Source organism: Modestobacter caceresii (assembly GCF_000761485.1).
Lineage (GTDB): Bacteria > Actinomycetota > Actinomycetes > Mycobacteriales > Geodermatophilaceae > Modestobacter > Modestobacter caceresii.
In genome coordinates this window covers 59,444-85,098 of sequence record NZ_JPMX01000127.1, presented here as the reverse complement: position 1 = coordinate 85,098, position 25,655 = coordinate 59,444, and the positions used below count along the sequence as shown (strand labels likewise).

Sequence of the window (25,655 nt, the reverse complement as noted above, 5' to 3'; positions counted from 1 at the left end):
GCCGGGTCAGCTGCCGAAGCGGCGGTGCCGGGCGGCGTAGGCGCGCAGCGCCCGCAGGAAGTCGACCCGGCGGAACTCCGGCCAGTAGACGTCGGTGAAGTAGAACTCGGAGTGGGCGGTCTGCCAGGTCAGGAACCCGGAGAGCCGCTGCTCGCCGCTGGTGCGGATGACGAGGTCCGGGTCGGGCTGCCCACGGGTGTAGAGGTGCTCGGCGATGTGGTCGGCGTCGAGCACCTCGATCAGCTCCGGCAGCGTCGTCCCCCGCTGGACGTGCTCGGCCAGCAGCGACCGGACGGCGTCGGCGATCTCCCGGCGTCCGCCGTAGCCGACCGCCAGGTTCACCGTCGCCCCCGGCCGCTCCCGGGTGTCGCGCTCGGCCCGGGTCAGCACGGCGACGGTCTCCGCCGGCAGCAGCTCGAGGGCACCCACCGCCCGCAGGTGCCACCGCCGGTCCGGGCCGGCCAGGTCGCAGGCGACGCCCTCGATGATCCGGAGCAGCGGGGTGAGCTCGGGAGCCGGCCGGGTGAGGTTGTCGGTGGACAGCAGGAAGAGGGTGACCACCTCGACCCCGGCCTCGTCGCACCAGGAGAGCAGGTCGGCGATCTTGTCCGCGCCGCGGCGGTGCCCCTCGCTGACGTCCTCCAGGCCGATGGCCCGGGCCCAGCGCCGGTTGCCGTCGATGATCACGCCGACGTGCCGTGGGGTGTCGGCGCCCACCAGGCCGCGGGCCAGCCTGCGCTCGTAGACGACGGTGAGCGCGTCCCGGACCTTCGCGCGCACCACCACGCCCTCACCCTAGGTGCCGCCTCCCCGCGCGGCCGGACCGCGCGCCGGACCGGGCGGCGCGTTCCCAGCGAGATCACACCCGGCCCGGGATGACGCGGTACCCACTGCTCCGTAGCCTCGGCTCATGAGCGTCTCCTCAGACCACGAGGACCACGCCCGGGTCACCGCTGACGGCGCTGAGATCGAGGCGCCGGCCGGCGAGGCGGTGGCGGCCGTCCATGCGGAGGGCGAACGGGTCGAGTCCGTCGAGCGCCAGGGCGAGTGGGCGCTGACCGAGTACGGCGACCACGAGTACGACCACCCCGACACCCGCCCCCGGATGCGGGGCTGGCTGCACCTCTTCGCGTTCTTCGGGTCGGTCGTCGCCGGGGCGGTGCTCATCCCGCTCGCTGCCGTGCAGGGTGCGCGCGCCGGCTGGTCGGTGGCGCTCTACTGCCTCACCATCCTCGGGCTCTTCGGGGTCAGCGCGCTCTACCACCGCCGACGCTGGTCACCGCGCGGCTGGAAGCTGATGAAGCGCGCCGACCACTCGATGATCTTCGTGTTCATCGCCGGGACGTACACGCCGTTCGCGCTGCTCGCCGTCCCCGAACCGACCGGCCGGTGGCTGCTGGCCCTCGTCTGGGCCGGTGCCGTGCTGGGTGTGGCGCTGAAGGTGGCCTGGCCGCACGCACCCCGCTGGCTGGGCGTGCCGATCTACCTGGCCCTGGGCTGGGCAGCGGTGTTCGTGCTGGTCGACATCCTGCAACTGGCCGGCGTCACCGCGCTGGTGCTGCTGTGCGTCGGCGGCCTGCTCTACAGCGTCGGGGCGATCGCCTACGCCAGCAAGTGGCCCAACCCCTGGCCGGGCACCTTCGGCTACCACGAGGTGTTCCACGCGCTGACGATCGTGGCCGCCCTCTGCCACTACATCGCCGTCTACTTCGTGGTCTACCGCTCCCCGCTCACCTGAGCCGGCCGGCCGCTCAGGGCGTCGGCGGCGCGCCCGGACCGGTCCCGGGGGTCTCCCCCGGCACGGCCGGCCCCGGCTCCGGGGTGACGCCGGCGCTGGGTGCGACGCCGGTGCTCGGTTCGATGCCGGTGCTCGGTTCGATGCCGGCGCTCGGTGCGATGCTCGGCAGCGGCATCGGGACGGCGGTCTCCTCGCCGTACTGGTCCCAGCTCAGCACCTGTCGCTGCTGCGGGTAGGCGTTCCCCGGCTGCAGCGGTGCGTCCGGCACCGTCTCGACGGACTCGCCGTCGACCGTCACGTCGGCGAGCCCGTCGATCGGGCGCCCGTCCTGGTCGTAGAGCAGGACGCCGGTCAGCGGTTCCCCGGTGGAGGAGAACGGCAGGATGTTGGTGATCGGCGTGCCGTCCTCGTGCACCAGGTGGTCCGGCTGCGCGTCCTCGACGTACACCCGCTCGGCGGTGGCGACGCCGGGCCCGTCGGCCAGGCCGACCAGGGCGACGAGCGTCAGCAGCCCCAGCCCGGCGTTGACCAGCGCGGCGTGGCGCCCCGGCTCGCGCCCCTCCGCCCGGGCCTGCAGGCCCAGCCGCACCGACCAGGCGATCGCCGCACCGGTGATCAGCAGGCCGACCGGGCCGAGCCCGAGGGTGGGCACCGGGAAGGACGTGCCCCCGACGAACACCACGTCCACCGCGGTCACCGCCGCCCAGGCCCGCACCACCCACCACGCCGGCCGCAGCTCGGGGAGGAACGCCTCGACCTGCCGCACCGGCGCCCACGACCGGAGCCGGGTGACCAACTCGGTCAGGCCGACCTGGTCGTCCTCGGCCGGCGGCGCGACCGGCAACCCGGCGGCGGTCCGCAGCTCGTCGGCGTAGTGGCGCGGCGACCCCAGCCGGAACTCCAGCGGCGCATCGCCGTCCGCGGCCACCTCCGCCAGGTGGTCCTCGAGGTCCTCCAGCAGCTCCTCGCACCGGTCGGCCGGGACGTCGGTCAGCGCGGCGCGCACCGCCGCCGCGTACTCCGCCACCTCGGCCTGCCGGCCCACACTCGTCGCGCCGGTCATGCCGCCACCTCCGGATCGGTCGTCAGCAGGGCCGCCATCGTGTCGGCGAAGCCCTGCCAGGTCTTGGTCGCGATCTCCAGCTGTGCCCGCCCGGAGACGTTGAGCCCGTAGTACTTGCGGTGCGGCCCCTCGGCCGAGGGGACGACGTAGCTGGTCAGGTGGCCCGCGGCGTACAGCCGCCGCAGCGTGCCGTAGACCGAGGCGTCGCCGACCTCCTCGAGCCCCCCGGCGCGCAGCCGCCGGACGACGTCGTAGCCGTAGCCGTCCTCCCCGTCCAGCACCGCGAGGACGGCGAGGTCCAGCACCCCCTTGAGCAGTTGCGTGGTGTCCATCGGGGCCCTCCGGCTCGTCGGTGTGGAACGCACAGTACTGCGCATCACGCAGTAGCGGGCAGGCGGCGGTCCGGCGCGTCGTGCCCGAGCCCGGGCGAGGGGCGGCTCAGGCGAACGGCGGGCGGTGGTCCAGCCGCACCGAGAGCCGGCCGGCCCGGCGCCAGGCGCGCGCGACGATGTCCCGGTCGGTGTCGGTCACCAGGTTGCCCATGACCCGGAGGGCGACCGTCATGAGCACCCGGGACCGCATCCCCACCGGGCCGGCGGCCGGCAGGAACCGGGGCACGGTGAGCAGCCCGGCCAGCCGACGGGCGATGGAGAACGCCTCGCCGTAGTGCCGGCGCAGCGTCGTGGGCCAGGCCTGCGACCAGTCGTCGTCGTCGAAGAGGTCGACCACGCTGCGGCCGGTCTCCAGCCCGTAGTCGATGCCCTCGCCGTTGAGCGGGTTCACGCAGCCCGCGGCGTCCCCGACCAGTGCCCAGTTGCGCCCGGCGACGCCGGAGACCGCGCCGCCCATCGGCAGCAGCGCGCTGGCGGGGGCCTGCACGGCGCCGTCGATCTGCCACTCCGCGCGCCGCTGGTCGGTGTAGACCTCCAGCAGGCTGCGCAGCCGCACCTCGGCCGGACGGCGCTCGGTCGCCAGCGTGCCGACCCCGACGTTGACCTCACCGCGCTCGGCGCCCAGCGGGAACACCCAGCCGTAGCCGGACAGCAGCTCCCCCTCGGCCCCACGCAGCTCCAGGTGCGAGCTGATCCACTCGTCGTCGCTGCGACCGGAGCGCACGTAGCCGCGTGCGGCCACCCCGTAGACGGTGTCGCGGTGCCACTCCCGGCCGAGCACCCGGCCCAGCGGCGAGCGGACGCCGTCGGCCACCACCAGCCGGCGGCAGCGGACCGTCGTCGTCGACCCGTCGGGACGGCGGAACACCACCGCACCCACCCGGTCGCCGTCCCGCTCGACGTCCACCGCCCGGGCACCCTCCATCGGGATGGCGCCCGACTCCAGGGCCACCGAGCGGATCCGGGTGTCCAGCTCCGTGCGGGGGACGGCGCCGCCGTGGTCGGGCAGCGCGCCACCGGGCCAGGGCAGCAGCAGCTCCTGGCCGAAGCCGGCCGCCCGGAGCCCCCGGTTGCGGCCGTGCGAGCGCACCCAGTCGCCGAGCCCCAGCCGGTCGAGCTCGGCGATGGCCCGGGGGGTCAGGCCGTCACCGCAGGTCTTGTCCCGGGGGAAGACGGCGGCGTCGGCGAGGACGACGTCGGCACCGGCGCGCGCTGCCCAGGCGGCCGCAGCCGCCCCGGCGGGGCCGGCCCCCACCACGAGCACGTCGGTGGCGGTGGGCTCAGCGGTGTCGGGCACGGCACCCAGTGTCCCCTGGTCCCGTACGGGCCCGCGGCCCTCCTACCGGGGACCCCGCGCGCGCACCTCCTCCACGGCGGCCATGGCCTGCCGCAGCTCGGCCAGCCAGTCGTCGGCGTGCTGGCCGACCAGGCGCACGGCCCAGACCAGCGCCTCGGACCGGGACCGGGCCACGCCGGCGTCGACCAGGGTGTCCAGCACCAGACGCTCGGGCTGGCGCAGTCGGGTCATCACCGGGACCGAGAGCGTGGTGAACAGCTCCCGGACGTCGCCGCAGGTCGCACCCCAGGCGACCGACCGGCCGTAGCGCTCCTGGCCGGCATCGGCGATCGCCATTCGCTGGCTGCGGGTCTGCTCCCGGAAGCGGGCGATCCGCCCCGCGCGGGCGGCCGCCGAGTCGCCCTCACCGGCGTCGGGTTCGGGGACCGACCCGACGACGGTGATCTCGTCCCGGTCGACGACGAGCTCGACCGGGCCGGTGAACCACTCGTCGGGCAGCCGCCCGGCGAACCAGCCGGCGACCTCGGCGCGGTCGACCGGCGGAGCGGTGTCCGCAGCGCGGCCACGGGGGCGGCCACGGCCCGGGAACCCCTCGGACGGGAAACGGTGGTGTGCGTGCACGGTTCCTCCTCGATACGAGCGGACACATGCAATGTAATCCCGTAATCACGTCTCGACGGTCCCGTCGTTGCGCTGACAGCGGACACCGACGACGACCGACCGGCGTCGCGACGTCGTCCTCGGGCACGGGCCCATCCGGCCGTACCCTCGGGAGGACGACGCGGGCCACGGGACGGGCGCGGCGCACGGCGGGAAGGTCACTGTGACGGTGCGGGGGAAGGTCGCGGCCCTGGTCGGCGTGGCGGCGGTCGGCGGGTTCGTCGTCCTGGCCACCACCTACGTCCCACCCAACGAGCGCGGCAGCGTCGCCGCCGGCGTGGAGCGACTGGAGGGCAGCCTGGTCGGCGCGGGGTCCAGCGCCCAGCAGGCGGCGATGCAGGGCTGGACGGCGGGCTACAACGCCCTGCAGCCCGCGGTGACCGTGGCCTACGACCCGGTCGGATCCGGCGGCGGGCGCGAGCAGTTCCTCGCCGGCGGCGTCGACTTCGCCGGCTCGGACGCCGCGCTCGACGACGAGGAACTGGCCCAGGCCGCAGAACGGTGCGGCCCGGCCGGGGTCTTCGAGCTGCCCAACTACATCTCGCCGATCGCCGTCGCCTTCAACCTCCCCGGCATCGAGCAGCTCAACCTCTCCCCGGCGACGGTGGCCGGGATCTTCGACCGGCAGATCACCACCTGGGACGACCCGGCCATCGCCGCCGACAACCCCGGCCTGGAGCTGCCCGACCTGCAGATCACGCCGGTCAACCGCAGCGACGAGTCCGGTACCACGGAGAACTTCGTCGACTTCCTGGCCGCCGCGGGCGGCGAGGCATGGCCGTACGAGCCCAGCGGCAACTGGCCGGTGGCCGGAGGCGAGGCCGCACAGGGCAACTCCGGCGTCGTGGCCGCCGTCCGGAGCGGGCAGGGCACGATCGGCTACGCGGATCTGTCGCAGGCCGGCGACCTCGGGATCGCCGCCATCGGTGTGGGCGGCGAGTTCGTCTCCCCGTCGGCCGAAGCCGCCGCAGCCGTCGTGGAGAACTCACCACGCGTCGAGGGACGCGGAGCGCACGACCACGTCATCGAGGTCAACCGGGACACGACCGGATCGGGCGAGTACCCGATCGTGCTGGTCAGTTACCACATCGGCTGCGTGGAGTACGAGGACCCGCAGGTCAGCGAGCTGCTCACCGCGTTCATGACCTACGTCGTCAGCGAGGAGGGGCAGCAGGCCGCGGCGGCGGTGGCGGGGTCCGCACCGATCTCCGACGGGCTGCGGGCGCAGGCGCTGGCTGCCATCGACGCGGTCCGCACCGCCTGACCACGGGCATGGACTCCCGCCGCATGGCCCACGACCCGCCCGAGCGGCTGCCGACCCTGCGGTTCCGCCGTCCCGCCGAAGCGCCACCGCCGCGCGTGGGACGCCCGCCGTCCGATGCCGACCGGTCCGGCCCGCCAGCGGAGGGGGCCGGCTGGTACCCGCCGGCACCGGACGAGGACCCCCGCCCCCGGCGGCCATGGCGGAGCCGCCCCGTCGACGAGCGACCGCCGGCGCCGGAGCAGCAGCCCCGGAGCTCGTGGCGGCGGGACCGGACCGACCGTCGACGCCGCGGTGTCCTACGCAGCCTCGGTCGGCTCCTGGCCGTGGTCTTCGTCGTCCAGGCGCTGGTGATGGTGGCGCTGCGATGGGTGGACCCGCCCACGACGGCGTTCATGGCCGCCAACCCGGCCGGCTCGATCCAGCAGTCCGTGCCGGTCGAGCACGTCTCCCGGAACTTCCTCGCCGCGGTCATCGCCCACGAGGACGCCCCGCTCCCCTACCGCTCGGGCGCCTTCGAGTGGGATTCGCTGTTCGCCCGCGCACAGGCCCACCTGCGCGGCGAGGACGACCCGTCCGGCTCGACCATCCCGCAGCAGGTGGCCAAGAACCTGTTCCTCAACCAGGAGCTGAGCGCCTGGCGCAAGGCGGTGGAGGCCGGCCTGGCCGCGGAGCTGGCCCTGGTCGTCGAGGACCGGCGGATGCTCGAGCTCTACGTCAACCACGCCCAGTTCGGCCCCACGCTGTACGGCGTCTGCGCGGCCAGCTGGTACTACTTCGACACCCCGCCGGACACCCTGTACCCCGAGCAGGCGATCCAGCTGGCCGGCCTGCTCCCCTCCCCCGGGCACGTCCGCCGCGCCCCCGGCGGCGGGCTCGACTTCCAGGTGGAGGACGGCCTGGGCTGGCTGTCCCGCTCGCACGTGCTCAACGCCCAGGCCCGGTTGCCGCGCCACCTCGACCAGCTGGGCTTCCAGCCGGTCGAGGACGTCGGCATCACCGGGCTCGCCGCCGACGAACCGGACTCCGGCGACGACTGCAGCGAGCGCCCTCAGGAGGTCGCCGACCTGATCGCCGCGGAGGGCACGGCCTGACGGACGGCGTCACGAGACCGTCACGTTCGCCCGGCCGCCCGCGGGGAACCACTCGGGGACGACTCCGAGGAGGCCTTCGTGAAGCGGAACGGAACGAGCCCACGCACGCTCGTCGTGGTGCTCCTCAGTGCCCTCGCACTGCTGGGCGGCGCACTGCCGGCCCAGGCGACGGGCGGCCCGTACTGCGGCATCCGCTGGGGCTCGTTGCCCGAGAGCCAGCCACCCACGGCTCCCTGGGGCACGGTCGCGGACGTCCGCACCGGGCAGCACCTGTGCTTCGACCGGCTGGTGATCGACCTGCAGGACGCCGACGGGTCGGCCGGCCACTTCGTCCGGTACGTCGACCAGGTGGGCGCCCAGGGTTCCGGGACGCCCGTCCCCGTCCGGGGTGGTGCGGTGCTGCAGGTGGTCGTCCAGGCACCCGCGTACGACGACGCCCGCGACCCGACCTACCAGCCGGCCGATCCGACCGAGGTGGTCGACGTCCGTGGCGCTCGCACGCTGCGCCAGGTCGCCTGGGCAGGCTCCTTCGAGGGGCAGACGTCGCTGGCTGTCGGCACGCGGGCCCGACTGCCCTTCCGCGTCTTCGTGCTCGCCGGTGCGCCCGGACAGGCCGACGGGGCCCGCATGGTGGTGGACGTGGCCCACCACTGGTGAGGCCCTGCGGAGCCGACCCGGCCGGTCAGCTCGGTGGCGGCGCGTCACCCTCGTCGGGCTCGCGCTCCTTCAGCCGCAGCAGCCAGGCCGTGCACCCGAGCAGGACGACCAGCACGCCGAGGACGCCGATCTCGGTGATCCGGTCGTCGAACTCCGCGCCCTTGCCCAGGACACCGCCGCCTCGACCGACAGCACGACGATCTCCTTGATCGAGGCGATGATCCCGACCAGCAGGAACGGCTCGGCGACCAGCTCACGGCGCTCCACGGTGATCCGCACCGCGAACAGCAGCTCGACGATGATGAAGACGAGCAGCAGCACGTCGAGCAGCTCGAGCACCGGGGCCTGGGAGAGGTCACCGATCATCCCCCAGGTCGTCTTGCCGGCCACGACCAGCAGCACGAGCGCGCTGACCACCAGGAACAGCGCGATCCCTGCATAGACGACGTTCTCGCCCACCTCGAGCGCGCGGGTGCCGAATCGGCCGAGCCCGGGTCGTTCCTGCTGTCCGGGGTCGCGCCGGGCCCGCTGGGTCGCCATCGGAAGATCATCGCCGACCGCGGCCCCTCCCGCGCCGGCCGCCAGCGAGGATCCCCCGCGCGGGTCAGGTCCCGGCACCGTCCGCCGAGGAGGTCGGTCGCGGACGACCGGACCTGCCCACAGCGACGCCCCGACGCCGGCCGGCCACGGCACACCGCCGGTTCGACAGCATCCACCAGGCGACCCGCCGGAATTCGGTGGTTGTGGTGGGCCTACTCATCTGGTAGCGGATCGGCGTGTCCGAGGACGCTGCAGGTGGCTCACACCACACCTGGAGGTCACCGTGGACCACTCCCGATCCCGCTCCGCCGTCCTCGCCGTCGTCGTCGCCCTCAGCACCCTGCTGGGGCTCGCCGGCCCGGCCGCCGCTGCGCCGTACTGCGGCATCACCTGGGGCTCACTGGCCAAGACGGCCGACGCCCCTGACACCGAGTCCCTGAACGACGTGCGGGTCGGCCGGCACGCCTGCTTCGACCGGCTGGTCGTCGACGTCGGCGGCCAGGACGCCTGGTTCGACTCCTACGACGTGCGCTACGTGCCGCACGTCACGGCCGAGGGCACCGGCGACGTGGTCCCGCTCCGCGGCGGGGCCGCCCTGCAGGTCACGGTCCGGGCCCCCGCACACGACGCGCACGGCAACGCGACCTTCTCCCCGGTCGACCGGCGCGAGGTGGTGGACGTGTCCTCGTTCAGCACGTTCCGACAGGTCGCCTGGGCCGGGTCGTTCGAGGGTCAGAGCACGCTCGGGCTGGGCGTCCGCGCCCGGCTGCCCTTCCGGGTCCTCACCCTGGCGGGCACACCGAACAGCGACCACACCCCCCGGCTCGTGATCGACGTGGCACACCGTTGGTGACCGCGGGACCTCGTGTCCCCGCGGACGCCGGGTGGGTCTCCCACCCGGCGTCCGCAGCCGTCCCGGCCTGCGCCCCGATCGGTCAGGAGGCGGCGGGCCGCCCACCCCAGCCGTCGCCGTCCTGCGGACGACGTGGCGGCTCGATGGCCAGCGGCGCCCGGCGCAGGGTGTCCAGCAGCTCGGCCCCCGGCTCCCGGGCCGGGACGTCGCCCATCAGCTCGGCCGGGCTGTCCGGGACCTGGTCGGCCGGGTCGAAGCTGCGCGGCACCTTCTTGAGGTGCCGGCCCATCGACCGGCCCAGCCACAGCACCGCGATCAGCAGCACGACGATGAGCAACAGACCGAACGGACCGCCCTTGCCGACGTCCTCCGGCACCGGCTGCTGCTGGACGGCGAGCAGGGTGAGTGCAGTGGTCACGAGACACGCTCCGAGGTGCGGACGCCGGCGAACAGGTCGTCCTCCGGGACAGGGACATCGACCAGCGACCGCGCCAGCTCGTAGTCCTCGGTCGGCCAGGTGCGGGTCTGCAGGTCCAGCGGGACCGAGAACCAGCGGCCGGTGGGGTCGATCTGGGTGGCGTGGGCGATCAGTGCGGCGTCCCGCACCGGGAAGTACTCGGCACAGGGCACCCGGGTGGTCACCCGGTGGGAGATGTCGTTGGCCGGGTCCCACTTCGCCAGCCACTCGGTGTACGGCGACTCGGCCCCCTCGGCCAGCATCGCCTCGTGCAGCGCCTTCGCCCGGGGCAGCGTGAAGCCCATGTGGTAGTAGAGCTTGCTCGGCTGCCAGGGCTCCCCGAGGTCGGGGTAGCGGTCCGGGTCTCCTGCTGCCTCGAAGGCGTGCACCGAGATGTCGTGGGTCTTGATGTGGTCGGGGTGCGGGTAGCCACCCCGCTCGTCGTAGGTGAGCACCACCTGCGGCCGGAACCGCCGGATCAGCTCGACCAGGGGCGCGGCGGCCTCCTCGACCGGCGCCAGGGCGAAGCAGCCCTCCGGGAGCGGCGGCAGCGGGTCACCCTCGGGCAGCCCGGAGTCGACGAAGCCGAGGAACTCCTGCTCGACACCGAGGACCTCCCGAGCCCGGGCCATCTCCTCGCTGCGGATCTCGGCCATCCGCTCCCACACCTCGGGGCGGTCCATCGCCGGGTTCAGCACCGACCCGCGCTCCCCGCCGGTGCAGGTCGCCACCATCACGCGGGCGCCCTCGGCGACGTACTTGGCCATGGTCGCGGCGCCCTTGCTCGACTCGTCGTCGGGGTGGGCGTGCACCGCGAGCAGGCGCAACTGGTCCGGTTCGGTCACGTGTGCTGCTCCTCGCTCCGCTCGTCGAACCCGTGCCCGACGGTGCCCTGCTCCGTGCGCGACACGGACGCCCGGTCGCGACCACCATTGTCCCCCCGGCCGACGGGTCGTGGCACGCACCCCGGCGACTCCTGGTGTGCCCCGCGCCACTCCGGCGGGCTCCGGGGCCGGGAGGTCATCCCGGCCGGAACCGTTCCGTAGACGGCTGCACGGGGCCGGGCTCCGGTGTTACGTTGCTCGGATTGACCACCGGTGACCTGCGAGCGCAGCGGGTCGCGACGACGAGCACCGGGAGCGACTGTGGCCACCCCCACTGACGAGCAGGACCAGGGCGTCTGGCTGACGCAGGAGGCCCACGACCGGCTGCGAGCCGAGCTCGAGCAGCTGGTGGCGAGCCGCCCGGCCATGGCCAAGGAGATCAACGACCGCCGCGAGGAGGGTGACCTCAAGGAGAACGGCGGCTACCACGCGGCCCGCGAGGAACAGGGCAAGGCCGAGGGCCGGATCCGCCAGCTCACCGACCTGCTGCGCAAGGCCCGGGTCGGGCAGCCGCCGACGACGGCCACCAACGCCGCCGTCGGCACGGTCATCACCATCGCCTTCGACGGCGACGAGGACGACACCGAGCGGTTCCTGCTGGGTTCGCGGGAGATCGCCGGCACCACCGACCTGACCGTCTACTCCCCCGAGTCCGCGCTGGGTTCGGCGATCGTGGGCGCGGCGCCGGGCTCGACGGTCACCTACCAGGCCCCGAACGGCAAGGACATCTCCGTGAAGGTCCTGGCCGTCGAGCCGTTCATCCCCTGACCTGCCGGTCAGGGCAGTGACGAGCGCGATGGACGAGGCCGGCACCGTGGACGGCGGGCGGGCGCGTTCCCGGCGGGCGGAGAACACCACCTTCGTCTGCGGGCACTGCCAGACCCTGGTGCCGGCGAACACCGACGGGCACTACCGCAACCACTGCCCGTGGTGCCTGTGGTCGTTGCACGTCGACGACCTGCCGGGTGACCGGGCCAGCGAGTGCCGGCAACTGATGGAGCCCATCGGCCTGGTCGAGAAGTCGGGCAAGGGCTGGCAGGTGGTGCACCGCTGCACCGCCTGCGGCCACCGCCAGCCCAACCGCCTGGTCCGGGACGGCGCCGCCCCCGACGACCTCGACCTGGTGCTCGCCCTCCCCTGGCTCTGAACCGGCCGCCATCCGCCGCGTTCGCCGCATTGCACGCTCTTCCTCTGCTCTGCACGTGCTGCAGCACGTGCGGAGCGGAAGGAACGCGTGCAGAGCGACGTCCGCCACCTGACCGGCGGGCCCCGAGCCCGCCTGGCGCAGGGGCAGCACGCAGGACGCCCCCGTGGACGTGGTCCGCGGGGGCGTCCTGCGTGTCGGGGTCAGGCGACGGGCGTCAGCCCCCGGCGGCGCAGCAGCGGCCCGGTGTCGGCGGCCCGGCCGCGGACGGCGGCGAAGGCGCCCAGCGGGTCGACCGAGCCACCGCGGGAGAGCAGCTCACCGCGGAAGACGTCGCCGTTCTCCCGGCGCAGCCCACCGTTCTCCTTGAACCACTCCACGGTGTCGGCGTCCAGCACCTCCGACCAGATGTAGGAGTAGTAGCCGGCCGAGTAGCCGCCGGCGAAGACGTGCTGGAAGTACGTCGTCCGGTACCGGGGCGGCACCAGGTCGAAGGCGACACCGGCGTCGGCCAGCGCCTGCGCCTCGAAGGCCTGCGCGTCGGCGACCTCGGTGTCCGGCCCGATCCGGTGCCAGGCCTGGTCGAGCAGCGTGGCCCCCAGGTACTCGACGGTCGCGAACCCCTCGCCCCACAGGGCCGCGGCCTCGAGCGCGTCGACCGTCTCCTGCGCCAGCGGCTCCCCGGTCTCGACGTGCTTGGCGTAGTGCGCCAGCACCTCTGGCCACAGCGCCCACATCTCGTTGACCTGGCTGGGGAACTCCACGAAGTCGCGCGGCACGCTGGTACCGCTGAACCGCGGGTACGTCACCGCCGAGGAGAGCCCGTGCAGCGCGTGCCCGAACTCGTGGAAGAGCGTCGTCACCTCGTCGAGGGTCAGCAACGTCGGCTGCCCGGCCGCGGCCCGGGTGACGTTGAGGCAGTTGAAGACCACCGGCCGGGTGTCCAGCAGGCCCGACTGGCTGACGAACGAGCTCATCCAGGCCCCGCCGCGCTTGCCCTCCCGGGCGAAGAAGTCACCCAGGTAGAGCCCGATCGGCTGCTCGTCGGCGAAGACCTCCCAGACCCGGACGTCGGGGTGGTAGCCCTGCAGGTCCGGGCGCGGGGTGAAGGTGAGGCCGTAGAGCAGCTCGGCGGCGCGGAACACCCCGTCGACCAGCACCCGGTCCAGCTCGAACCACGGCCGTAGCGCGGCGCTGTCCACGGCGTAACGCTCGGCCCGCACCCGCTCGGAGTAGAACGACCAGTCCCAGGCGGCCAGCTCGACCCCGTCGGCGGTGGCCACCTCGGCGAGCACCTCGGCCTCGGCCTTCGCGTTGGCCATCGCCGGCGGGACCAGTGCGGCCAGCAGCTCGTCGACCGCGCCGGACGTGCGGGCGGTCTGGTCGGCGGCGATCAGGTCGGCGTGGGTGTCGAAGCCCAGCAGCTGCGCCCGGACGGCGCGCAGGTGCGCCATCTCCACCGCGATCGGGCCGTTGTCGTGCTCCCCGGCCGAGGCCCGGGTCAGCGACGCCTCGTGCAGCCGGCGGCGCAGTTCCCGGTTGCGCAGCTTGGCCATCGCGGGCTGGCCGCTGGGCAGCACCAGGGTGAGCAGGTACCCGCCCTCGTGGCCGCGCTCGGCGGCCGCACCGGCGGCAGCCTGCACCTCGGCGGGGCTCAGCCCGTCCAGCTCGGTCTCGTCGGTGACCAGCACCGCCGCCGCCTCGGTGGCCACCACCAGGTTCTGCCCGAAGGTCGTGGAGAGCTCGGACAGCCGCTGGTTGAGCTCACGGAGCTGCTCGCGCCCGGCGTCGTCCAGCCCGGCACCGGCGAGGACGAAGTCCAGGTGGTAGCGCTCGACCAGGCGCAGCGACTCGGCGTCCAGGCCCGCTTCGTGCCGGGCGGAGTGCACGGCGTCGATCCGGGCGAACAGCGCCGGGTCCAGGCGCAGCGCGTCGGAGTGCGCCGCCGAGAGCGGGGCGACCTCCCGCTCGATCTCCCGCAGCCGGTCGCTGGACATCGACGAGGACAGGTTCCAGAACACCGCCTCCGCCCGGCCGAGCAGCTGGCCGGAGCGCTCGAGGGCCACGACGGTGTTCTCGAACGTCGGCTCGGCCGGGTCGGCCAGCAGGGCGGCGACCTCGGCCCGCTGCTCGGCCATCCCGGCCAGCAGCGCCTCCCGGCAGTGCTCCAGCGAGATGTCGGCGAACGGGGGCAGCTCGTAGGGCAGCGCCGACGGGGCGGCCAGCGGGTTCGACGCGGACAGGGACGCGGAGTCCGGCGAGGGAGCCGGTGCAGTGGTGCTCATCCCGCTCATCTTCACCCCCACGCCCGGCCGGCCGTCACCCGCGGCCTCGCGGCAGCGTCCCGCCGCGAGCCTGCGAGTGGCGGGGGCAGAGAGGCCACGGCCTCAGCGGCTGGCGGTGCGCAGGTACGCCCGGACCGCCAGCGGCACGAAGACCACCAGGATCACGACGGTCCACAGCACCGTGTAGAGCGCCGGGTTCTGCAGCGACCAGACGTCGGGGACCGGGGCCCCGGCGGGGACGTTGCCGAACAGCTCCCGGGCCGCCTGGACGACGGTGGAGACCGGGTTCCACTCGGCGAAGGCCCGCAGCGGCGCCGGGAAGCTCTCCAGCGGGACGAAGGCGTTGGAGGCGAAGGTCAACGGGAAGATCACGATGAAGCTCGCGTTGTTGACCACCTCCGGGGTGCGGACCAGCAGGCCGACCAGCGCCATCAGCCAGGAGATGGCGAAGGCGAAGACCAGCAGCACCAGGAACCCGCCGATCGCCTCCGCGATCGAGGAGTTGATCCGCCAGCCCACGGCGTACCCGGTCAGCGCCATCACCGTGATCGAGATGACGTTGAGCCCCAGGTCGGCGACGGTGCGGCCGATCAGCACCGCCGACCGCGACATCGGCAGGGACCGGAACCGGTCGATCAGCCCCTTCTGCAGGTCCTCCGCGATGCTCGCCCCGGTGACGGTGGAGCCGAAGACCACCGTCTGGGCGAAGATCCCCGGCAGCAGGAACTCGGCGTAGCTGATGCCCGGCGGCAGGTTGATGGCGCCACCGAAGATGTAGCGGAACAGCACCACGAACATGATCGGCGACAGGGTCGCGAAGACGATCAGGTCGGGCACCCGCTTGACCTTGATCAGGTTCCGCTTGGTGATGACGACGCTGTCGGAGACGGCCTCGGCCAGCGTGCTGCTCATGACTGCGCTCCTGCACTGACGGTGGCCGAGGGCTCGGCGTCGGTGGCGGTGTCGGCGTCCTCTGCGGAGCGTCCGGTGAGGGTGAGGAAGACGTCGTCCAGGTCGGGCCGGCGCAGGCCGATGTCGAGCACCTGCGCGCTGGTGCCCGTCAGCCGGCGCAGCGCCTCGGCCAGCGTGTCGGTGCCGCCGGTGACCGGGACCGACAGCCGCCGGGTCTGCCGGTCGGCGTGCAGCTCGCCGTGGGAGAGCGGGCGCAGGGCGTCGGTCACCACCGCGAGCTGCTCGACGGTGCCCACGGTGAGCTCCAGCCGTTCGCCGCCCACCTGGGCCTTCAGCTCGTCGGCGGTGCCCCGGGCGATCACCTTGCCGCGGTCGATGACCACCATCCGGTCGGCCAGCCGGTCGGCCTCCTCCAGGTACTGGGTGGTGAGCAGGATCGTCGTCCCGTCGCTGACCAGGTCGGCGATGAACTCCCACATCCCCAGCCGGCTGCGCGGGTCGAGGCCGGTGGTCGGCTCGTCGAGGAACAGCACCCGGGGCCGGGCGATGAGCGAGGCGGCGATGTCCAGCCGACGGCGCATGCCGCCGGAGTACGTCTTCGCCGGGCGGTTCGCCGCGTCCGCGAGGTCGAAGCGCTCCAGCAGCTGGCCGGCGCGCGACCTGGCCTCGCGCTTGCCCAGCCGGTACAGCCGCCCGACCATCTCCAGGTTCTCGTGCCCGGTCAGGTACTCGTCGACCGCGGCGTACTGGCCGGTCAGCCCGATCGTGGCGCGCACCTGGTCGGCCTGGGTGGCCACGTCGAGCCCGGCCACCTCCGCCCGCCCGGCATCGGGCTGCAAGAGCGTGCTCAGGATCCGGACGACGGTGGTCTTGCCGGCGCCGTTGGGCCCCAGCAGCCCGAGGACGGTGCCCTCGGACACGGTGAGGTCGACCCCACCGAGCGCGGTGTTCTCCCCGAAGCGCTTCACGAGCCCCTCGACGACGACGGCATCGGTCATGCCGCGCACGCTAGGCCCGCCCACCGACGGTTCTCACTGTCTTTTCCGGGCACCAGGCGGGTCCGTTCCATGAACACTCCTCCGACGACGCGTGGTCCGTCCGGCCGTCGCGGTGCGACGGCTCAGGGGTGCAGACCCGCCCCGCCCGGAGAACTCATCGGGCCGCGCCGGTCAGTCGACGCGAGGGGCGTACCCGGCCGCGGACAGCGCGGCCAGCACGTGCTCGGCGTGGTCGGGGCCGCGGGTCTCCAGGTGCACGCCGACCTCCACCTCGCCCAGCACCAGGCGCGGCGTCAACCGCTCGTGCTCGACGGAGAGCACGTTGGCGGCCAGCCCGGCCAGCTCCCGCAGCAGCCCGGCGAGCGAGCCGGGCCGGTCGGGCACCTGCACCCGCAGCGACAGGTAGCGGCCGGCGGCGGCCATGCCGTGCTGGACGACCTTCATCATCAGCACCGGGTCGATGTTGCCGCCGGAGACCACCGCCACGACCGGTGGTGCGAACGCGGCGGGGTCGGCCAGCAGCGCGGCGACCGCGGCGACCCCGGCCGGCTCGACCACCAGCTTGGCGCGCTCCAGACAGAACAGCAGCGCCCGGGAGAGGTCGCCCTCGCTGACCGTCACGACGTCGTCGACCAGGCCGGAGACGTGCGCCAGGGTGAGGTCACCGGGGGCGGCGACGGCGATGCCGTCGGCCATCGTCGCCATGCTGGTCAGCGGCACCGGCCGACCGGCGGCCAGCGAGGCGGGGAAGGCGGCTGCCGTCGCCGCCTGGACCGCGACCACCCGGACGTCGGGACGGCGGGCCTTCACGGCGGCGGCGATCCCGGACACCAGCCCGCCGCCGCCGGTGCAGACGACCACCGTGGCCACGTCCGGGCACTGCTCGAGCACCTCCAGGCCCACGGTGCCCTGCCCGGCGATGACGTCGGGGTGGTCGAAGGGGTGGATGAACACCGAGCCGGTCCGGTCGGCGTACTCGACCGCCGAGAGGATCGCCTCGGTGAGGGTCTCCCCGCCGAGCCGGGCGTCCGCGCCGTAGCCGCGGGTGGCGGCGACCTTGGGCAGCGGGGCGCTCTCCGGCATGAACACCGTCGCGGCCGCACCCAGCTCGCGGGCGGCCAGCGCGACGCCCTGGGCGTGGTTGCCGGCGCTGGCCGCGACCACGCCCCGGGCGCGCTCGGCGTCGCTGAGCCGGGCGATCCGGGTGTAGGCGCCGCGGATCTTGAACGAGCCGGTGCGCTGCAGGTTCTCGCACTTGAGCCACGCGGGCCCGCCGACCCGCTCCGCCAGCGCGCGGGAGTGCTCCAGCGGCGTCCGGCGCACCACGCCGTCCAGCAACCGCGCGGCCGACTCGACGTCGGCACCGCTGACCAGGGGCACTGCACCGGGGACGGACACGCCGCCGATCCTCGCAGTCCGCGGATGCGCGGTGTGACGGACACCCGGGTGTCACAGGTCCGTCGTACCGTGGTCGAGGTGACGGACGCCGCACTGACGGGGACCACCCAGTCCCCCACCCCTCCCGCTCCCACCACTCTCGGCGAGCTCCGCGCCAGCGGAGCCGCCCCCCGGCCGGTCAAGGCCGAGATCCGCCAGAACCTCCTCGCCCGGCTGGCCGCCGGCGAGCCCACGCTGCCCGGCATCGTCGGCTTCGAGGACACCGTCGTGCCCGAGGTCGAGCGGGCGCTCATCGCCGGGCACGACCTGGTGCTGCTCGGCGAACGCGGCCAGGGCAAGACCCGGCTGATCCGCACCCTGGTCGGCCTGCTCGACGAGTGGACCCCGGTGCTGGTCGGCAGCGAGCTCAACGAGCACCCGCTGCAGCCGATCAGCGTCTGGGGGCACCGTCAGGTCGCCGAGCACGGCGACGCGACCCCGGTCGGCTGGCTGCACCGCAGCGAGCGGTTCGGCGAGAAGCTGGCCACCCCCGACACCAGCGTCGGCGACCTGATCGGCGACGTCGACCCGATCAAGGTCGCCGAGGGCCGCACCCTGGGCGACCCGGAGACGGTCCACTACGGGTTGGTGCCGCGCACCAACCGCGGCATCTTCAGCGTCAACGAGCTGCCCGACCTGGCCGAGCGGATCCAGGTCGCGCTGCTCAACGTGCTGGAGGAGCGGGACATCCAGATCCGCGGGTACCGGGTGCGGCTGCCGCTGGACCTGCTGCTGGTGGCCAGCGCCAACCCCGAGGACTACACCAACCGCGGCCGGATCATCACCCCGCTGAAGGACCGCTTCGGTGCCGAGGTGCGCACCCACTACCCGATCGAGCTCGCCGACGAGGTGCGCCTGCTGGAGCAGGAGGCCCAGACGACCTGGCTGGGCGGGAGCGGCGAGCTCGGCACCCCGCTGGTGCCGCAGCACCTGGTGGAGATCGTCGCCCGGTTCACCCGGCTGGTCCGCGAGTCCAGCCACGTCGACCAGCGCTCCGGGGTCAGCGCCCGGTTCGCCATCGCCGGGCTGGAGACGGTGGCCGCCTCCGCGGTGCGCCGGGCCGCCGTCGCCGGGGAGAGCCGGCCGGTGGCGCGGGTGGTCGACCTGCCCAGCATCGTCCCGGCCAGCCGCGGGAAGGTGGAGTTCGCCGACTCCGGCAGCGACGCCGACGACGACCGCGACCTGGAGGTGCTCGAGCACCTGCTGCGCCAGGCGACCGCGCAGACCTTCCGGGCCCGCTGCGGCGGCCTGGACCTCACCGGTCTGCAGGAGCACTTCACCGGCGGGGACACCGTGGAGTCCGGTGACCTGGTGCCGGCCGCCGTCCTGCTCGGGCAGCTGGGCACCATCCCGCACCTGGCCCAGCTGCTCGGCCGGCTCGGGGTGCCCGAGGGCGAGCAGTCCGCCGAGCAGGCCGCCGCCGCCGTCGAGTTCGCGCTGGAGGGGCTGTGGCTGACCCGCCGGCTGGCCAAGGACACCGACGGCTCGCGCACGGTCTACGGAGCCTGAGATGCCGCAGCGACGGCACGGCGGCTACCGGTACGGGAAGTGGCGGGGCGGGCCCGACCCCCTGGCGCCGCCCTACGACGTGGCGTCCGCGGTCGACGAGATCGGCGACCAGGTGCTGGCCGGCAGCGGCGTGCGGGAGGCGATGCGCGACCTGCTGCGCCGCGGTGTCGACGGTCGGCGCGGCCTGGACCAGCTGCGCCGCACCGTCCGGGACCGGCTGCGCCAGGCCCGCGAGGCCGGTCGACTGGACGGCACGCTGGAGCAGGTCCGGGAACTGCTGGACCGGGCGGTCGAGGCCGAGCGGACGGCGCTGTTCCCCGACCCCGACGACGCCGCCCGGCTGGCCGAGGCCGAGCTCGACACGCTGCCGGAGGACACCGCCGGGGCCGTCCGCGCGCTGAAGGACCACGCCTGGCGCTCGCCCGAGGCCGCCCAGGCCTACCGGGAGATCGAGGAGCTGCTGCGGCAGGAGGTGCTGGACAGCTCGTTCCAGGGGATGAAGCAGGCCCTGCAGCAGATGCAGGACGGCGACGGCGCGGCGATGCAGGCGGTCAAGGACATGGTCGCCGACCTGTCCGCGCTGGTCGATGCGCACAACCGGGGCGAGGACACCGACCAGCAGTTCGCCGACTTCATGGACCGGCACGGGCAGTTCTTCCCCGACGACCCGCAGTCGGTGGAGGAGCTGATCGACTCCCTCGCCCGCCGGGCGGCCGCCCAGGAGCGGATGATGGCCGGGCTGTCGGCCGAGCAGCGGGCCGAGCTGCAGGACCTGATGGGCCAGGCGATGGGCGACCTCGGGCTGCAGAGCGAGATGGCGCACCTGTCCGATGCGCTGCGGCAGGCCCGGCCGGACCTGCCGTGGGGCCAGCGCGGCCCGGTGCCCGACGGGGACCAACCGCTGGGGCTGGGCGACGCGACGACCGCCGTCGCCGAGCTCGCCGACCTGGAGGCGCTGTCCCAGCAGCTGTCCCAGGGCTACGCCGGCGCCTCGCTGGCCGACGTGGACGAGGAGCTGCTGGAGCAGGCGCTGGGCCGCTCGGCCGTCGACGACCTCGCGGCGTTGCGTCGGCTGGAGCGGGAGCTCGAGCGGCAGGGCTGGCTCGACCGCTCGGAGGGGGCGCTGCAGCTCTCCCCCAAGGCGGTGCGCCGGCTGGGTGCCACGGCCCTGCGCCGGGTGTTCGCGAAACTGTCGGCCACCGGTCGCGGGGAGCACGACGTCGCCGACGCCGGCGCCGCCGGGGAGCTGACCGGGGCCTCGCGGGAGTGGCGGTTCGGCGACGAGCAGCCGCTGGACGTCGTCCGCACGGTGCGCAACGCGGTGCTGCGCAGCGCCGGCAGCCCCCGCGAGGAGGGCCAGCGCCGGGTGCAGATCGCCGTCGAGGACTTCGAGGTGGTGGAGACCGAACGGCGCACGGGGGCCGCGGTGGCCCTGCTGGTCGACCTGTCCTACTCGATGGCGCTGCGCGGCACCTGGGGTGCGGCGAAGTCGACGGCGATGGCCCTGCACTCGCTGGTGACCACCCAGTTCCCGCAGGACGCCATCGAGATCATCGGCTTCTCCTCCACCGCCCAGGTGCTCCGCCCGGAGACGCTGGCCGAGCTGTCGGTGGACACCCTGCAGGGCACCAACCTGCAGCACGGCCTGATGCTGGCCCGCCGCTTCCTGGCCCGGCACCGGGACGCCGAGCCGGTGGTGCTGGTGGTCACCGACGGGGAGCCGACCGCCCACCTGGAGGACGACGGGACGCCGTACTTCTGCTGGCCGCCGATGCCCGAGACGATCGCCCGCACGGTGGCCGAGGTGGAGCGGGTGGCCCGCACCGGCGCGACGCTCAACGTCTTCGCCCTGGACCCCGAGCCCGGGCTGGTGGAGTTCGTGCACGACATCACCGCGCGGGCCGGCGGCCGGGTGTTCCAGCCCGACAGCGAGCGACTCGGCGAGTACGTCGTCGCCGACTACCTGCGCACGCGCCGCGGTCGTCGCGGCCGGTGACGGAGGGTGATCAGGCGACTGCTCCTGCTGCACCCTCGTGGGGGGCAGCAGGAGGGGTCTGATCAGGTCAGTCGTCGCACAGGACCGGCTCCGGCGACGGGACCGCCCAGGATCGAGGAGACTGTTGTCGTGACCACCGAGGCGGAGTCCGGGACGATCACCATCGAGCAGGTCGACGCGGCGGCGACCTACCCGCTGCGCGCCCAGGAGCTGCGCCAGGGCCGACCGGTCGAGATCGACGAGGACGACGCTCCGTACACGCTGCACCTGGCCGCCCGGATCAACGGGGACGAGGTGGTCGGCGTGGTCCGCTTCCACCCGCGCGACTGCCCCTGGCGGGAGGGCGAGGGCTCCTGGCAGCTGCGGGGCATGGCCACCGACCCGCGGGTTCGGGGGCTCGGCGCGGGCCGGGCGCTGGTCGCCGCGGGCCTGGCCCGGGTGGCTGCCTGCGGCGGGCAGCTGGTCTGGTGCGACGCCCGGGCGTCCGCCGTCGGCTTCTACGAGCGCCTGGGCTTCCAGATCGTCACCGACGAGTACGACCTGCGGCCGGTGGGCGGGCACCGCGGCATGCTGATCGAGCTGCCGATCAGGTGACCGGGTGGGCTCCGCTGGAGCTGACCCCCGGGATCTGTCCGGACCGGAAGGCGTTGACGAAGAGCCGGTGGTCGGCGCGGGTGCGCTCGGCGTAGGAGTGCGCGAAGTCGATCAGGTCGGCGATGAACTCCTCGCGCCGGTCACCGATCATCTCGGTGATCGCGTCCTCGGTCTGGAAGTCGACCAGTTCGTGGTCGCTGTCGGCGTCCCCGACGCAGTGCATCTTGGCCGTGGCCCGCCCCAGCTGGGCGACCACGGGCAGGATCTCCTCCGGCTCGGTCAGGTCGTCCCAGTCCAGGTCCAGCTCGTAGGGCGAGAGCTCGGCGACCACGTAGCCCACGCCGTCCATCTCGGTGTGCCCGAGGAAGGCCGAGGCGTAGGACTGCAGCGCCCGCTGGCTCATCGCCGTCCGGTGCCCCTCGTGCTCGAAGTGCCGGCGGATCTCCGGGTCGGTCACCACCCGGCTGGGCGCCGGCACGTTGCCCTGCTTCATCGACAGGACGACGTCGTTCTCCAGCGCCTGGTCGTACCCCTCGATCAGCACGTTGTAGGCCGGCAACCCGGCGCTGCCGATGCCGAAGCCACCGGTGGCGACGACGTCCTTCACGTCGTAGGTCACCTCCCGGCGGCGCTTGCCGGGCGGGAGCGTCTCCCGGTACCGCTCCACGGCGGCCAGCACCCGGTCCCGCTCGTCGTCGTCCAGCCGGCGGGTGCGCGGACGGTCCGCGAAGCGGCGCTGGTGCGCCTCGATCACCGTCATCCGCTCCAGCAGCGCGATCCGGGTGTGCTCGGTGGTCTCCAGCACGAGCTCGTGCACCGCACCCTCGGTGTTCTCCCGGCGGAGAGCGAAGGAGCGGTCGTCGTCGGCGGCGACGAAGGCGTGCACCTGGTCCAGGTAGGACTCCAGGTAGCGGCGCAGCACGGCGTCGATCACGTCGTCGCCGAGCGCCTTGCGCCAGGCGAGGAGGGCGAAGCTGGCGGCGAACCGGCGCAGGTCCCAGCTGACGTGGCCCAGATAGGCCTCGTCGAAGTCGTTGACGTCGAAGACGATCCGGCCCTGCCCGTCCATGTAGGTGCCGAAGTTCTCCGCGTGCAGGTCACCCTGGATCCACACGCGCGACGTCCGCTCGTCACACCAGGGGTCCTCCAGCGTCGCCATGTCGGCGTAGAACAGGCATGCGGACCCGCGGTAGAAGGCGAAGGGATCCGCCGCCATCTTGCGGAACTTGGTCCGGAAGGCGTCGGCATCGGCGGCCATGAGGTCGGAGAAGGCGTCGACGAGGACGTCGACGATCTGTTGCTGCCGGTCGGCGGGGTCCTCGCCAGCAGGGGTGATCTCAGCGCGTTCGTCCACGGCGCCACCGTAGGGGGTGGCTAGCCTGGGATTCAGCGCTCCGGGCCGCAGCACGCGGCCGAGGAGCCAGCAGAGAGGACGGGCCGGGTGACGCGAGCGAGCAGGGCGCGGCGGCTGGCGACCGGCGCCGCCTACGGCGGTGGCGGCGTGGGGTTGGCCGGCGCCGCGCTGGTGGCGCTGCTGCGCCAGGAGGCGCGGGCCGCCCGGCGCCGGGTCAAGGCGAACCCGTCCGAGGCCGACCCTCCCACCGGCAACGGCGTGTACGGCCGCGGTCGCGGCAAGCCGCTCGTGCTCGCGGTGCTCGGCGACTCCAGTGCCGTGGGGCTCGGGGTGGACGACGCCGGGCAGACCCCTGGTGTGCTGATCGCCGCAGCGCTGGCGGAACTGGCCGAGCGGCCGGTCCGGCTGGCCAAGTTCGCCAGGTCCGGCGCCGTGTCCAAGGACCTCACCGCCCAGGTGGACCAGGCCCTGCTCGAACGACCCGACGTCGCCCTGATCATGATCGGCGCCAACGACGTCACCAGCCGGGCCCGGCCCGCGGACTCGGTGCGGGCGCTGGCCGAGGCCGTGCGCCGGCTGATCGCCGCGGACTGCCAGGTCGTCGTCGGCACCTGCCCCGACCTGGGCACCATCCGGCCGATCGCCCAGCCGCTGCGGGTGCTGGCCCGGCGCTGGAGCCGCCAGCTGGCCGCCGCGCAGACGATCGCCGTGGTCGCCGAGGGCGGGCGCACCGTCTCCCTCGGCTCGGTGCTCGGCCCCTCGTTCGCCAGCGACCGGGAGCTGTTCAGCCACGACGAGTTCCACCCGTCGGCGGCCGGGTACGCCGCGGCGGCCGCCTCGATGCTGCCCTCGATCGCCGACTCGATCGGCGTGTGGCCCGCGGCAGCCGACCGGGGGCTGCGGCTGCGCCGGGACACCGTCCGGCCGGTCGCCCAGGCCGCGGCCCGGGCCGCCGGCCGCACCGGCACCGAGGTGCAGCCGACCGCCGTCCGCGGCAACGAGACCGGTCCCCGGGGCCCCTGGGCCCGGCTCCGTCGACGGCGGCCCCCGGAGATCCCGACGCCCGAGCAGGCCGACGAGTCCGTGCTCGAGGCCGCACCGCAGTGAGCGCCCCGCCGCCGACGGACGGCGGAGCTACCCGGGGGTAGGTTCGGGTCATCTGACGTCCGTCGCCGCCTCCGAGGTGGCGCGCCTCATCGTGGAGGACCCATGCCCGAAGCCGTCATCGTCGCCGCCGCCCGCTCCCCCATCGGCCGCGCGTTCAAGGGGTCGCTCAAGGACCTCCGTCCGGACGACCTGGCCGCGACGATCACCCGGGCCGCGCTGGACCAGGTGCCGCAGCTGGACCCGACCGACATCGACGACCTGATGCTGGGCTGCGGCCTCCCCGGCGGTGAGCAGGGCTTCAACATGGGCCGGGTCGTCGCCGTCCTGATGGGGATGGACCACCTGCCCGGGACGACGATCACCCGCTACTGCTCCTCCTCGCTGCAGACCACCCGGATGGCGCTGCACGCGATCAAGGCCGGCGAGGGCGACGTGTTCATCTCCGCCGGCGTCGAGCTGGTGTCCCGCTTCACCAAGGGCAACTCCGACGCCATCCCGGACACCCACAACCCGCGCTTCGCCGACGCCGAGGCCCGGGTCGCCAAGACCGCCGAGAGCGGCGCGGAGAGCTGGCAGGACCCGCGCGAGGACGGCGAGCTCCCCAACGCCTACATCGCCATGGGCCAGACCGCGGAGAACCTCGCGCTGCTCAAGGACGTCTCCCGCCAGGAGATGGACGAGTTCGCCGTGCGCAGCCAGAACCTGGCCGAGCAGGCGATCGCGAACGGCTTCTGGGAGCGGGAGATCACCCCGGTCACCACGCCGGACGGCACCGTGGTCAGCAAGGACGACGGCCCGCGCGCCGGCACCACCCTCGAGGGGCTCGCCGGTCTGAAGCCGGTCTTCCGCCCCGACGGCCGGGTGACCGCGGGCAACGCCTGCCCGCTCAACGACGGCGCCGCCGCCCTGGTGATCATGAGCGACCGCAAGGCGCAAGAGCTGGGCATCACCCCGCTGGCCCGGATCGTCTCCACCGGGGTCACCGGGCTGTCGCCGGAGATCATGGGCTACGGCCCGGTCGCGGCCTCGGAGCAGGCGCTGGCCCGGGCGGGCATGTCCATCTCGGACATGGACCTCGTGGAGATAAACGAGGCGTTCGCGGCCCAGGTCATCCCCAGCTACCGCGACCTGGGCATCGACATCGACAAGCTGAACGTGCACGGTGGCGCGATCGCGGTCGGGCACCCCTTCGGCATGACCGGCGCCCGGATCACCGGCACGCTGCTCAACGGGCTGCGCGCCCGCGACGGCCAGTTCGGCCTGGAGACGATGTGCGTCGGTGGCGGGCAGGGCATGGCGATGGTGCTCGAGCGCCTCTCCTGACGTCGCGCCCCGGCGGCCGACCGGCCGCCGGGGCTGCGCGCACAGACGACCGTGGCCCGGCCCCCTCGCGGGGACCGGGCCACGGTCGTCGTGTGTCAGG

General features: G+C 73.9%; 25 protein-coding genes. 12 read left to right on the top strand and 13 right to left on the bottom strand.

Features of this window, described 5'->3' with window-relative positions:
• Nucleotides 1-6 precede the first annotated feature (6 nt).
• Nucleotides 7-786 (bottom strand): isoprenyl transferase, encoded by a 780-nt coding sequence (locus IN07_RS22900; RefSeq protein ID WP_036341110.1) that lies wholly within the window; start codon nt 784-786, stop codon nt 7-9.
• Between the two features lie 124 nt (nt 787-910).
• On the opposite strand from IN07_RS22900, the gene trhA reads away from it, so the two are divergent.
• Complete coding sequence (trhA, locus tag IN07_RS22895) at nt 911-1,738, top strand: PAQR family membrane homeostasis protein TrhA (RefSeq protein ID WP_081975642.1); 828 nt, start codon at nt 911-913, stop codon at nt 1,736-1,738.
• Nucleotides 1,739-1,751: 13 nt separating this feature from the next.
• Here trhA and IN07_RS24310 read toward each other — a convergent pair whose 3' ends face one another.
• The 4 genes from IN07_RS24310 to IN07_RS22875 all read right to left on the bottom strand — a co-directional run bounded on the left by IN07_RS24310 (nt 1,752) and on the right by IN07_RS22875 (nt 5,111).
• Nucleotides 1,752-2,801 carry an HAAS signaling domain-containing protein gene (locus IN07_RS24310; protein ID WP_052091666.1) on the bottom strand — a complete coding sequence of 350 codons (1,050 nt, stop codon included), beginning with the start codon at nt 2,799-2,801 and terminating at the stop codon, nt 1,752-1,754.
• Nucleotides 2,798-3,133 (bottom strand): PadR family transcriptional regulator, encoded by a 336-nt coding sequence (locus IN07_RS22885; RefSeq protein WP_036341107.1) that lies wholly within the window; start codon nt 3,131-3,133, stop codon nt 2,798-2,800. The genes IN07_RS24310 and IN07_RS22885 overlap by 4 nt, the downstream gene beginning before the upstream one ends.
• Nucleotides 3,134-3,239: 106 nt before the next feature.
• A complete protein-coding gene (locus tag IN07_RS22880) occupies nt 3,240-4,490 on the bottom strand; it encodes a geranylgeranyl reductase family protein (protein WP_081975641.1) in 1,251 nt (416 codons plus the stop codon).
• Between the two features lie 42 nt (nt 4,491-4,532).
• Entirely contained in the window at nt 4,533-5,111 is a 579-nt protein-coding gene (locus IN07_RS22875) for a hypothetical protein (RefSeq protein WP_036341101.1), read from the bottom strand.
• 202 nt (nt 5,112-5,313) lie between these two features.
• On the opposite strand from IN07_RS22875, the gene pstS reads away from it, so the two are divergent.
• The 3 genes from pstS to IN07_RS22860 all read left to right on the top strand — a co-directional run bounded on the left by pstS (nt 5,314) and on the right by IN07_RS22860 (nt 8,162).
• Nucleotides 5,314-6,414, top strand: a complete 1,101-nt coding sequence (gene pstS, locus IN07_RS22870; protein ID WP_036341098.1) for a phosphate ABC transporter substrate-binding protein PstS — start codon at nt 5,314-5,316, stop codon at nt 6,412-6,414.
• A 323-nt stretch (nt 6,415-6,737) separates the two neighbouring features.
• Nucleotides 6,738-7,505: a transglycosylase domain-containing protein gene (locus IN07_RS22865; RefSeq protein WP_231558543.1), complete on the top strand. Its 768-nt coding sequence runs from the start codon at nt 6,738-6,740 to the stop codon at nt 7,503-7,505.
• Nucleotides 7,506-7,583: 78 nt separating this feature from the next.
• Entirely contained in the window at nt 7,584-8,162 is a 579-nt protein-coding gene (locus tag IN07_RS22860) for an AMIN-like domain-containing (lipo)protein (RefSeq protein ID WP_036341095.1), read from the top strand.
• Nucleotides 8,163-8,231: 69 nt separating this feature from the next.
• Here the strand turns inward: IN07_RS22860 and IN07_RS22855 are convergent, their stop codons facing one another.
• On the bottom strand, nt 8,232-8,702 hold the full coding sequence (locus IN07_RS22855; protein ID WP_231558542.1) for a phosphate-starvation-inducible PsiE family protein: 471 nt from the start codon (nt 8,700-8,702) through the stop codon (nt 8,232-8,234).
• 283 nt (nt 8,703-8,985) lie between these two features.
• Here IN07_RS22855 and IN07_RS22850 point away from each other — a divergent pair, with 283 nt between their 5' ends.
• The gene (locus IN07_RS22850) at nt 8,986-9,555 is read left to right on the top strand and encodes an AMIN-like domain-containing (lipo)protein (RefSeq protein WP_036341093.1); all 570 of its coding nucleotides are present in this window, start codon (nt 8,986-8,988) and stop codon (nt 9,553-9,555) included.
• 82 nt (nt 9,556-9,637) lie between these two features.
• Here IN07_RS22850 and IN07_RS22845 read toward each other — a convergent pair whose 3' ends face one another.
• Both IN07_RS22845 and mca read right to left on the bottom strand, forming a co-directional pair.
• Complete coding sequence (locus IN07_RS22845; RefSeq protein ID WP_036341091.1) at nt 9,638-9,973, bottom strand: hypothetical protein; 336 nt, start codon at nt 9,971-9,973, stop codon at nt 9,638-9,640.
• A complete protein-coding gene (gene mca / locus IN07_RS22840; protein WP_036341088.1) occupies nt 9,970-10,857 on the bottom strand; it encodes a mycothiol conjugate amidase Mca in 888 nt (295 codons plus the stop codon). Before mca ends, IN07_RS22845 begins: the two co-directional genes overlap by 4 nt.
• A 300-nt stretch (nt 10,858-11,157) precedes the next feature.
• On the opposite strand from mca, the gene greA reads away from it, so the two are divergent.
• Nucleotides 11,158-11,664: a transcription elongation factor GreA gene (greA, locus tag IN07_RS22835; protein WP_052091664.1), complete on the top strand. Its 507-nt coding sequence runs from the start codon at nt 11,158-11,160 to the stop codon at nt 11,662-11,664.
• 16 nt (nt 11,665-11,680) lie between these two features.
• Complete coding sequence (locus IN07_RS22830; RefSeq protein WP_231558541.1) at nt 11,681-12,043, top strand: RNHCP domain-containing protein; 363 nt, start codon at nt 11,681-11,683, stop codon at nt 12,041-12,043.
• Nucleotides 12,044-12,243: 200 nt separating this feature from the next.
• Here IN07_RS22830 and IN07_RS22825 read toward each other — a convergent pair whose 3' ends face one another.
• The 4 genes from IN07_RS22825 to ilvA form a co-directional block, all read right to left on the bottom strand.
• Nucleotides 12,244-14,325 (bottom strand): M3 family metallopeptidase, encoded by a 2,082-nt coding sequence (locus IN07_RS22825; RefSeq protein WP_036341082.1) that lies wholly within the window; start codon nt 14,323-14,325, stop codon nt 12,244-12,246.
• A 102-nt stretch (nt 14,326-14,427) separates the two neighbouring features.
• Nucleotides 14,428-15,237 carry an ABC transporter permease gene (locus tag IN07_RS22820; RefSeq protein ID WP_036341079.1) on the bottom strand — a complete coding sequence of 270 codons (810 nt, stop codon included), beginning with the start codon at nt 15,235-15,237 and terminating at the stop codon, nt 14,428-14,430.
• Nucleotides 15,234-16,235, bottom strand: a complete 1,002-nt coding sequence (locus tag IN07_RS22815; RefSeq protein WP_036341076.1) for a daunorubicin resistance protein DrrA family ABC transporter ATP-binding protein — start codon at nt 16,233-16,235, stop codon at nt 15,234-15,236. Before IN07_RS22815 ends, IN07_RS22820 begins: the two co-directional genes overlap by 4 nt.
• A 171-nt stretch (nt 16,236-16,406) precedes the next feature.
• On the bottom strand, nt 16,407-17,633 hold the full coding sequence (ilvA, locus tag IN07_RS22810) for a threonine ammonia-lyase (RefSeq protein WP_197058613.1): 1,227 nt from the start codon (nt 17,631-17,633) through the stop codon (nt 16,407-16,409).
• A gap of 78 nt (nt 17,634-17,711) precedes the next feature.
• Here ilvA and IN07_RS22805 point away from each other — a divergent pair, with 78 nt between their 5' ends.
• The 3 genes from IN07_RS22805 (at nt 17,712) to IN07_RS22795 (ending at nt 21,771) form a co-directional block, all read left to right on the top strand.
• Complete coding sequence (locus IN07_RS22805; RefSeq protein WP_164700046.1) at nt 17,712-19,181, top strand: sigma 54-interacting transcriptional regulator; 1,470 nt, start codon at nt 17,712-17,714, stop codon at nt 19,179-19,181.
• Between the two features lies 1 nt (nt 19,182).
• The gene (locus IN07_RS22800) at nt 19,183-21,177 is read left to right on the top strand and encodes a VWA domain-containing protein (RefSeq protein WP_036341071.1); all 1,995 of its coding nucleotides are present in this window, start codon (nt 19,183-19,185) and stop codon (nt 21,175-21,177) included.
• A 129-nt stretch (nt 21,178-21,306) separates the two neighbouring features.
• Nucleotides 21,307-21,771 carry a GNAT family N-acetyltransferase gene (locus IN07_RS22795; RefSeq protein WP_052091663.1) on the top strand — a complete coding sequence of 155 codons (465 nt, stop codon included), beginning with the start codon at nt 21,307-21,309 and terminating at the stop codon, nt 21,769-21,771.
• Here the strand turns inward: IN07_RS22795 and IN07_RS22790 are convergent.
• Nucleotides 21,764-23,125, bottom strand: a complete 1,362-nt coding sequence (locus tag IN07_RS22790; RefSeq protein ID WP_231558540.1) for a DUF2252 domain-containing protein — start codon at nt 23,123-23,125, stop codon at nt 21,764-21,766. The genes IN07_RS22795 and IN07_RS22790 overlap by 8 nt on opposite strands.
• An 87-nt stretch (nt 23,126-23,212) precedes the next feature.
• Here IN07_RS22790 and IN07_RS22785 point away from each other — a divergent pair, with 87 nt between their 5' ends.
• Both IN07_RS22785 and IN07_RS22780 read left to right on the top strand, forming a co-directional pair.
• A complete protein-coding gene (locus tag IN07_RS22785) occupies nt 23,213-24,232 on the top strand; it encodes an SGNH/GDSL hydrolase family protein (protein WP_036341069.1) in 1,020 nt (339 codons plus the stop codon).
• A 102-nt stretch (nt 24,233-24,334) separates the two neighbouring features.
• Complete coding sequence (locus IN07_RS22780) at nt 24,335-25,555, top strand: acetyl-CoA C-acetyltransferase (protein WP_036341067.1); 1,221 nt, start codon at nt 24,335-24,337, stop codon at nt 25,553-25,555.
• Nucleotides 25,556-25,655 lie beyond the last annotated feature (100 nt).

Excerpts from the sequence above, each read along its gene's own strand:
- trhA (WP_081975642.1), top strand. The coding sequence starts at position 911 with ATGAGCGTCTCCTCAGACCACGAGGACCACGCCCGGGTCACCGCTGAC.
- IN07_RS24310 (WP_052091666.1), bottom strand. The coding sequence starts at position 2,801 with ATGACCGGCGCGACGAGTGTGGGCCGGCAGGCCGAGGTGGCGGAGTAC.
- IN07_RS22885 (WP_036341107.1), bottom strand. The coding sequence starts at position 3,133 with ATGGACACCACGCAACTGCTCAAGGGGGTGCTGGACCTCGCCGTCCTC.
- IN07_RS22855 (WP_231558542.1), bottom strand. The coding sequence starts at position 8,702 with ATGGCGACCCAGCGGGCCCGGCGCGACCCCGGACAGCAGGAACGACCC.
- IN07_RS22825 (WP_036341082.1), bottom strand. The coding sequence starts at position 14,325 with ATGAGCACCACTGCACCGGCTCCCTCGCCGGACTCCGCGTCCCTGTCC.
- IN07_RS22820 (WP_036341079.1), bottom strand. The coding sequence starts at position 15,237 with ATGAGCAGCACGCTGGCCGAGGCCGTCTCCGACAGCGTCGTCATCACC.
- IN07_RS22815 (WP_036341076.1), bottom strand. The coding sequence starts at position 16,235 with ATGACCGATGCCGTCGTCGTCGAGGGGCTCGTGAAGCGCTTCGGGGAG.
- IN07_RS22800 (WP_036341071.1), top strand. The coding sequence starts at position 19,183 with ATGCCGCAGCGACGGCACGGCGGCTACCGGTACGGGAAGTGGCGGGGC.
- IN07_RS22780 (WP_036341067.1), top strand. The coding sequence starts at position 24,335 with ATGCCCGAAGCCGTCATCGTCGCCGCCGCCCGCTCCCCCATCGGCCGC.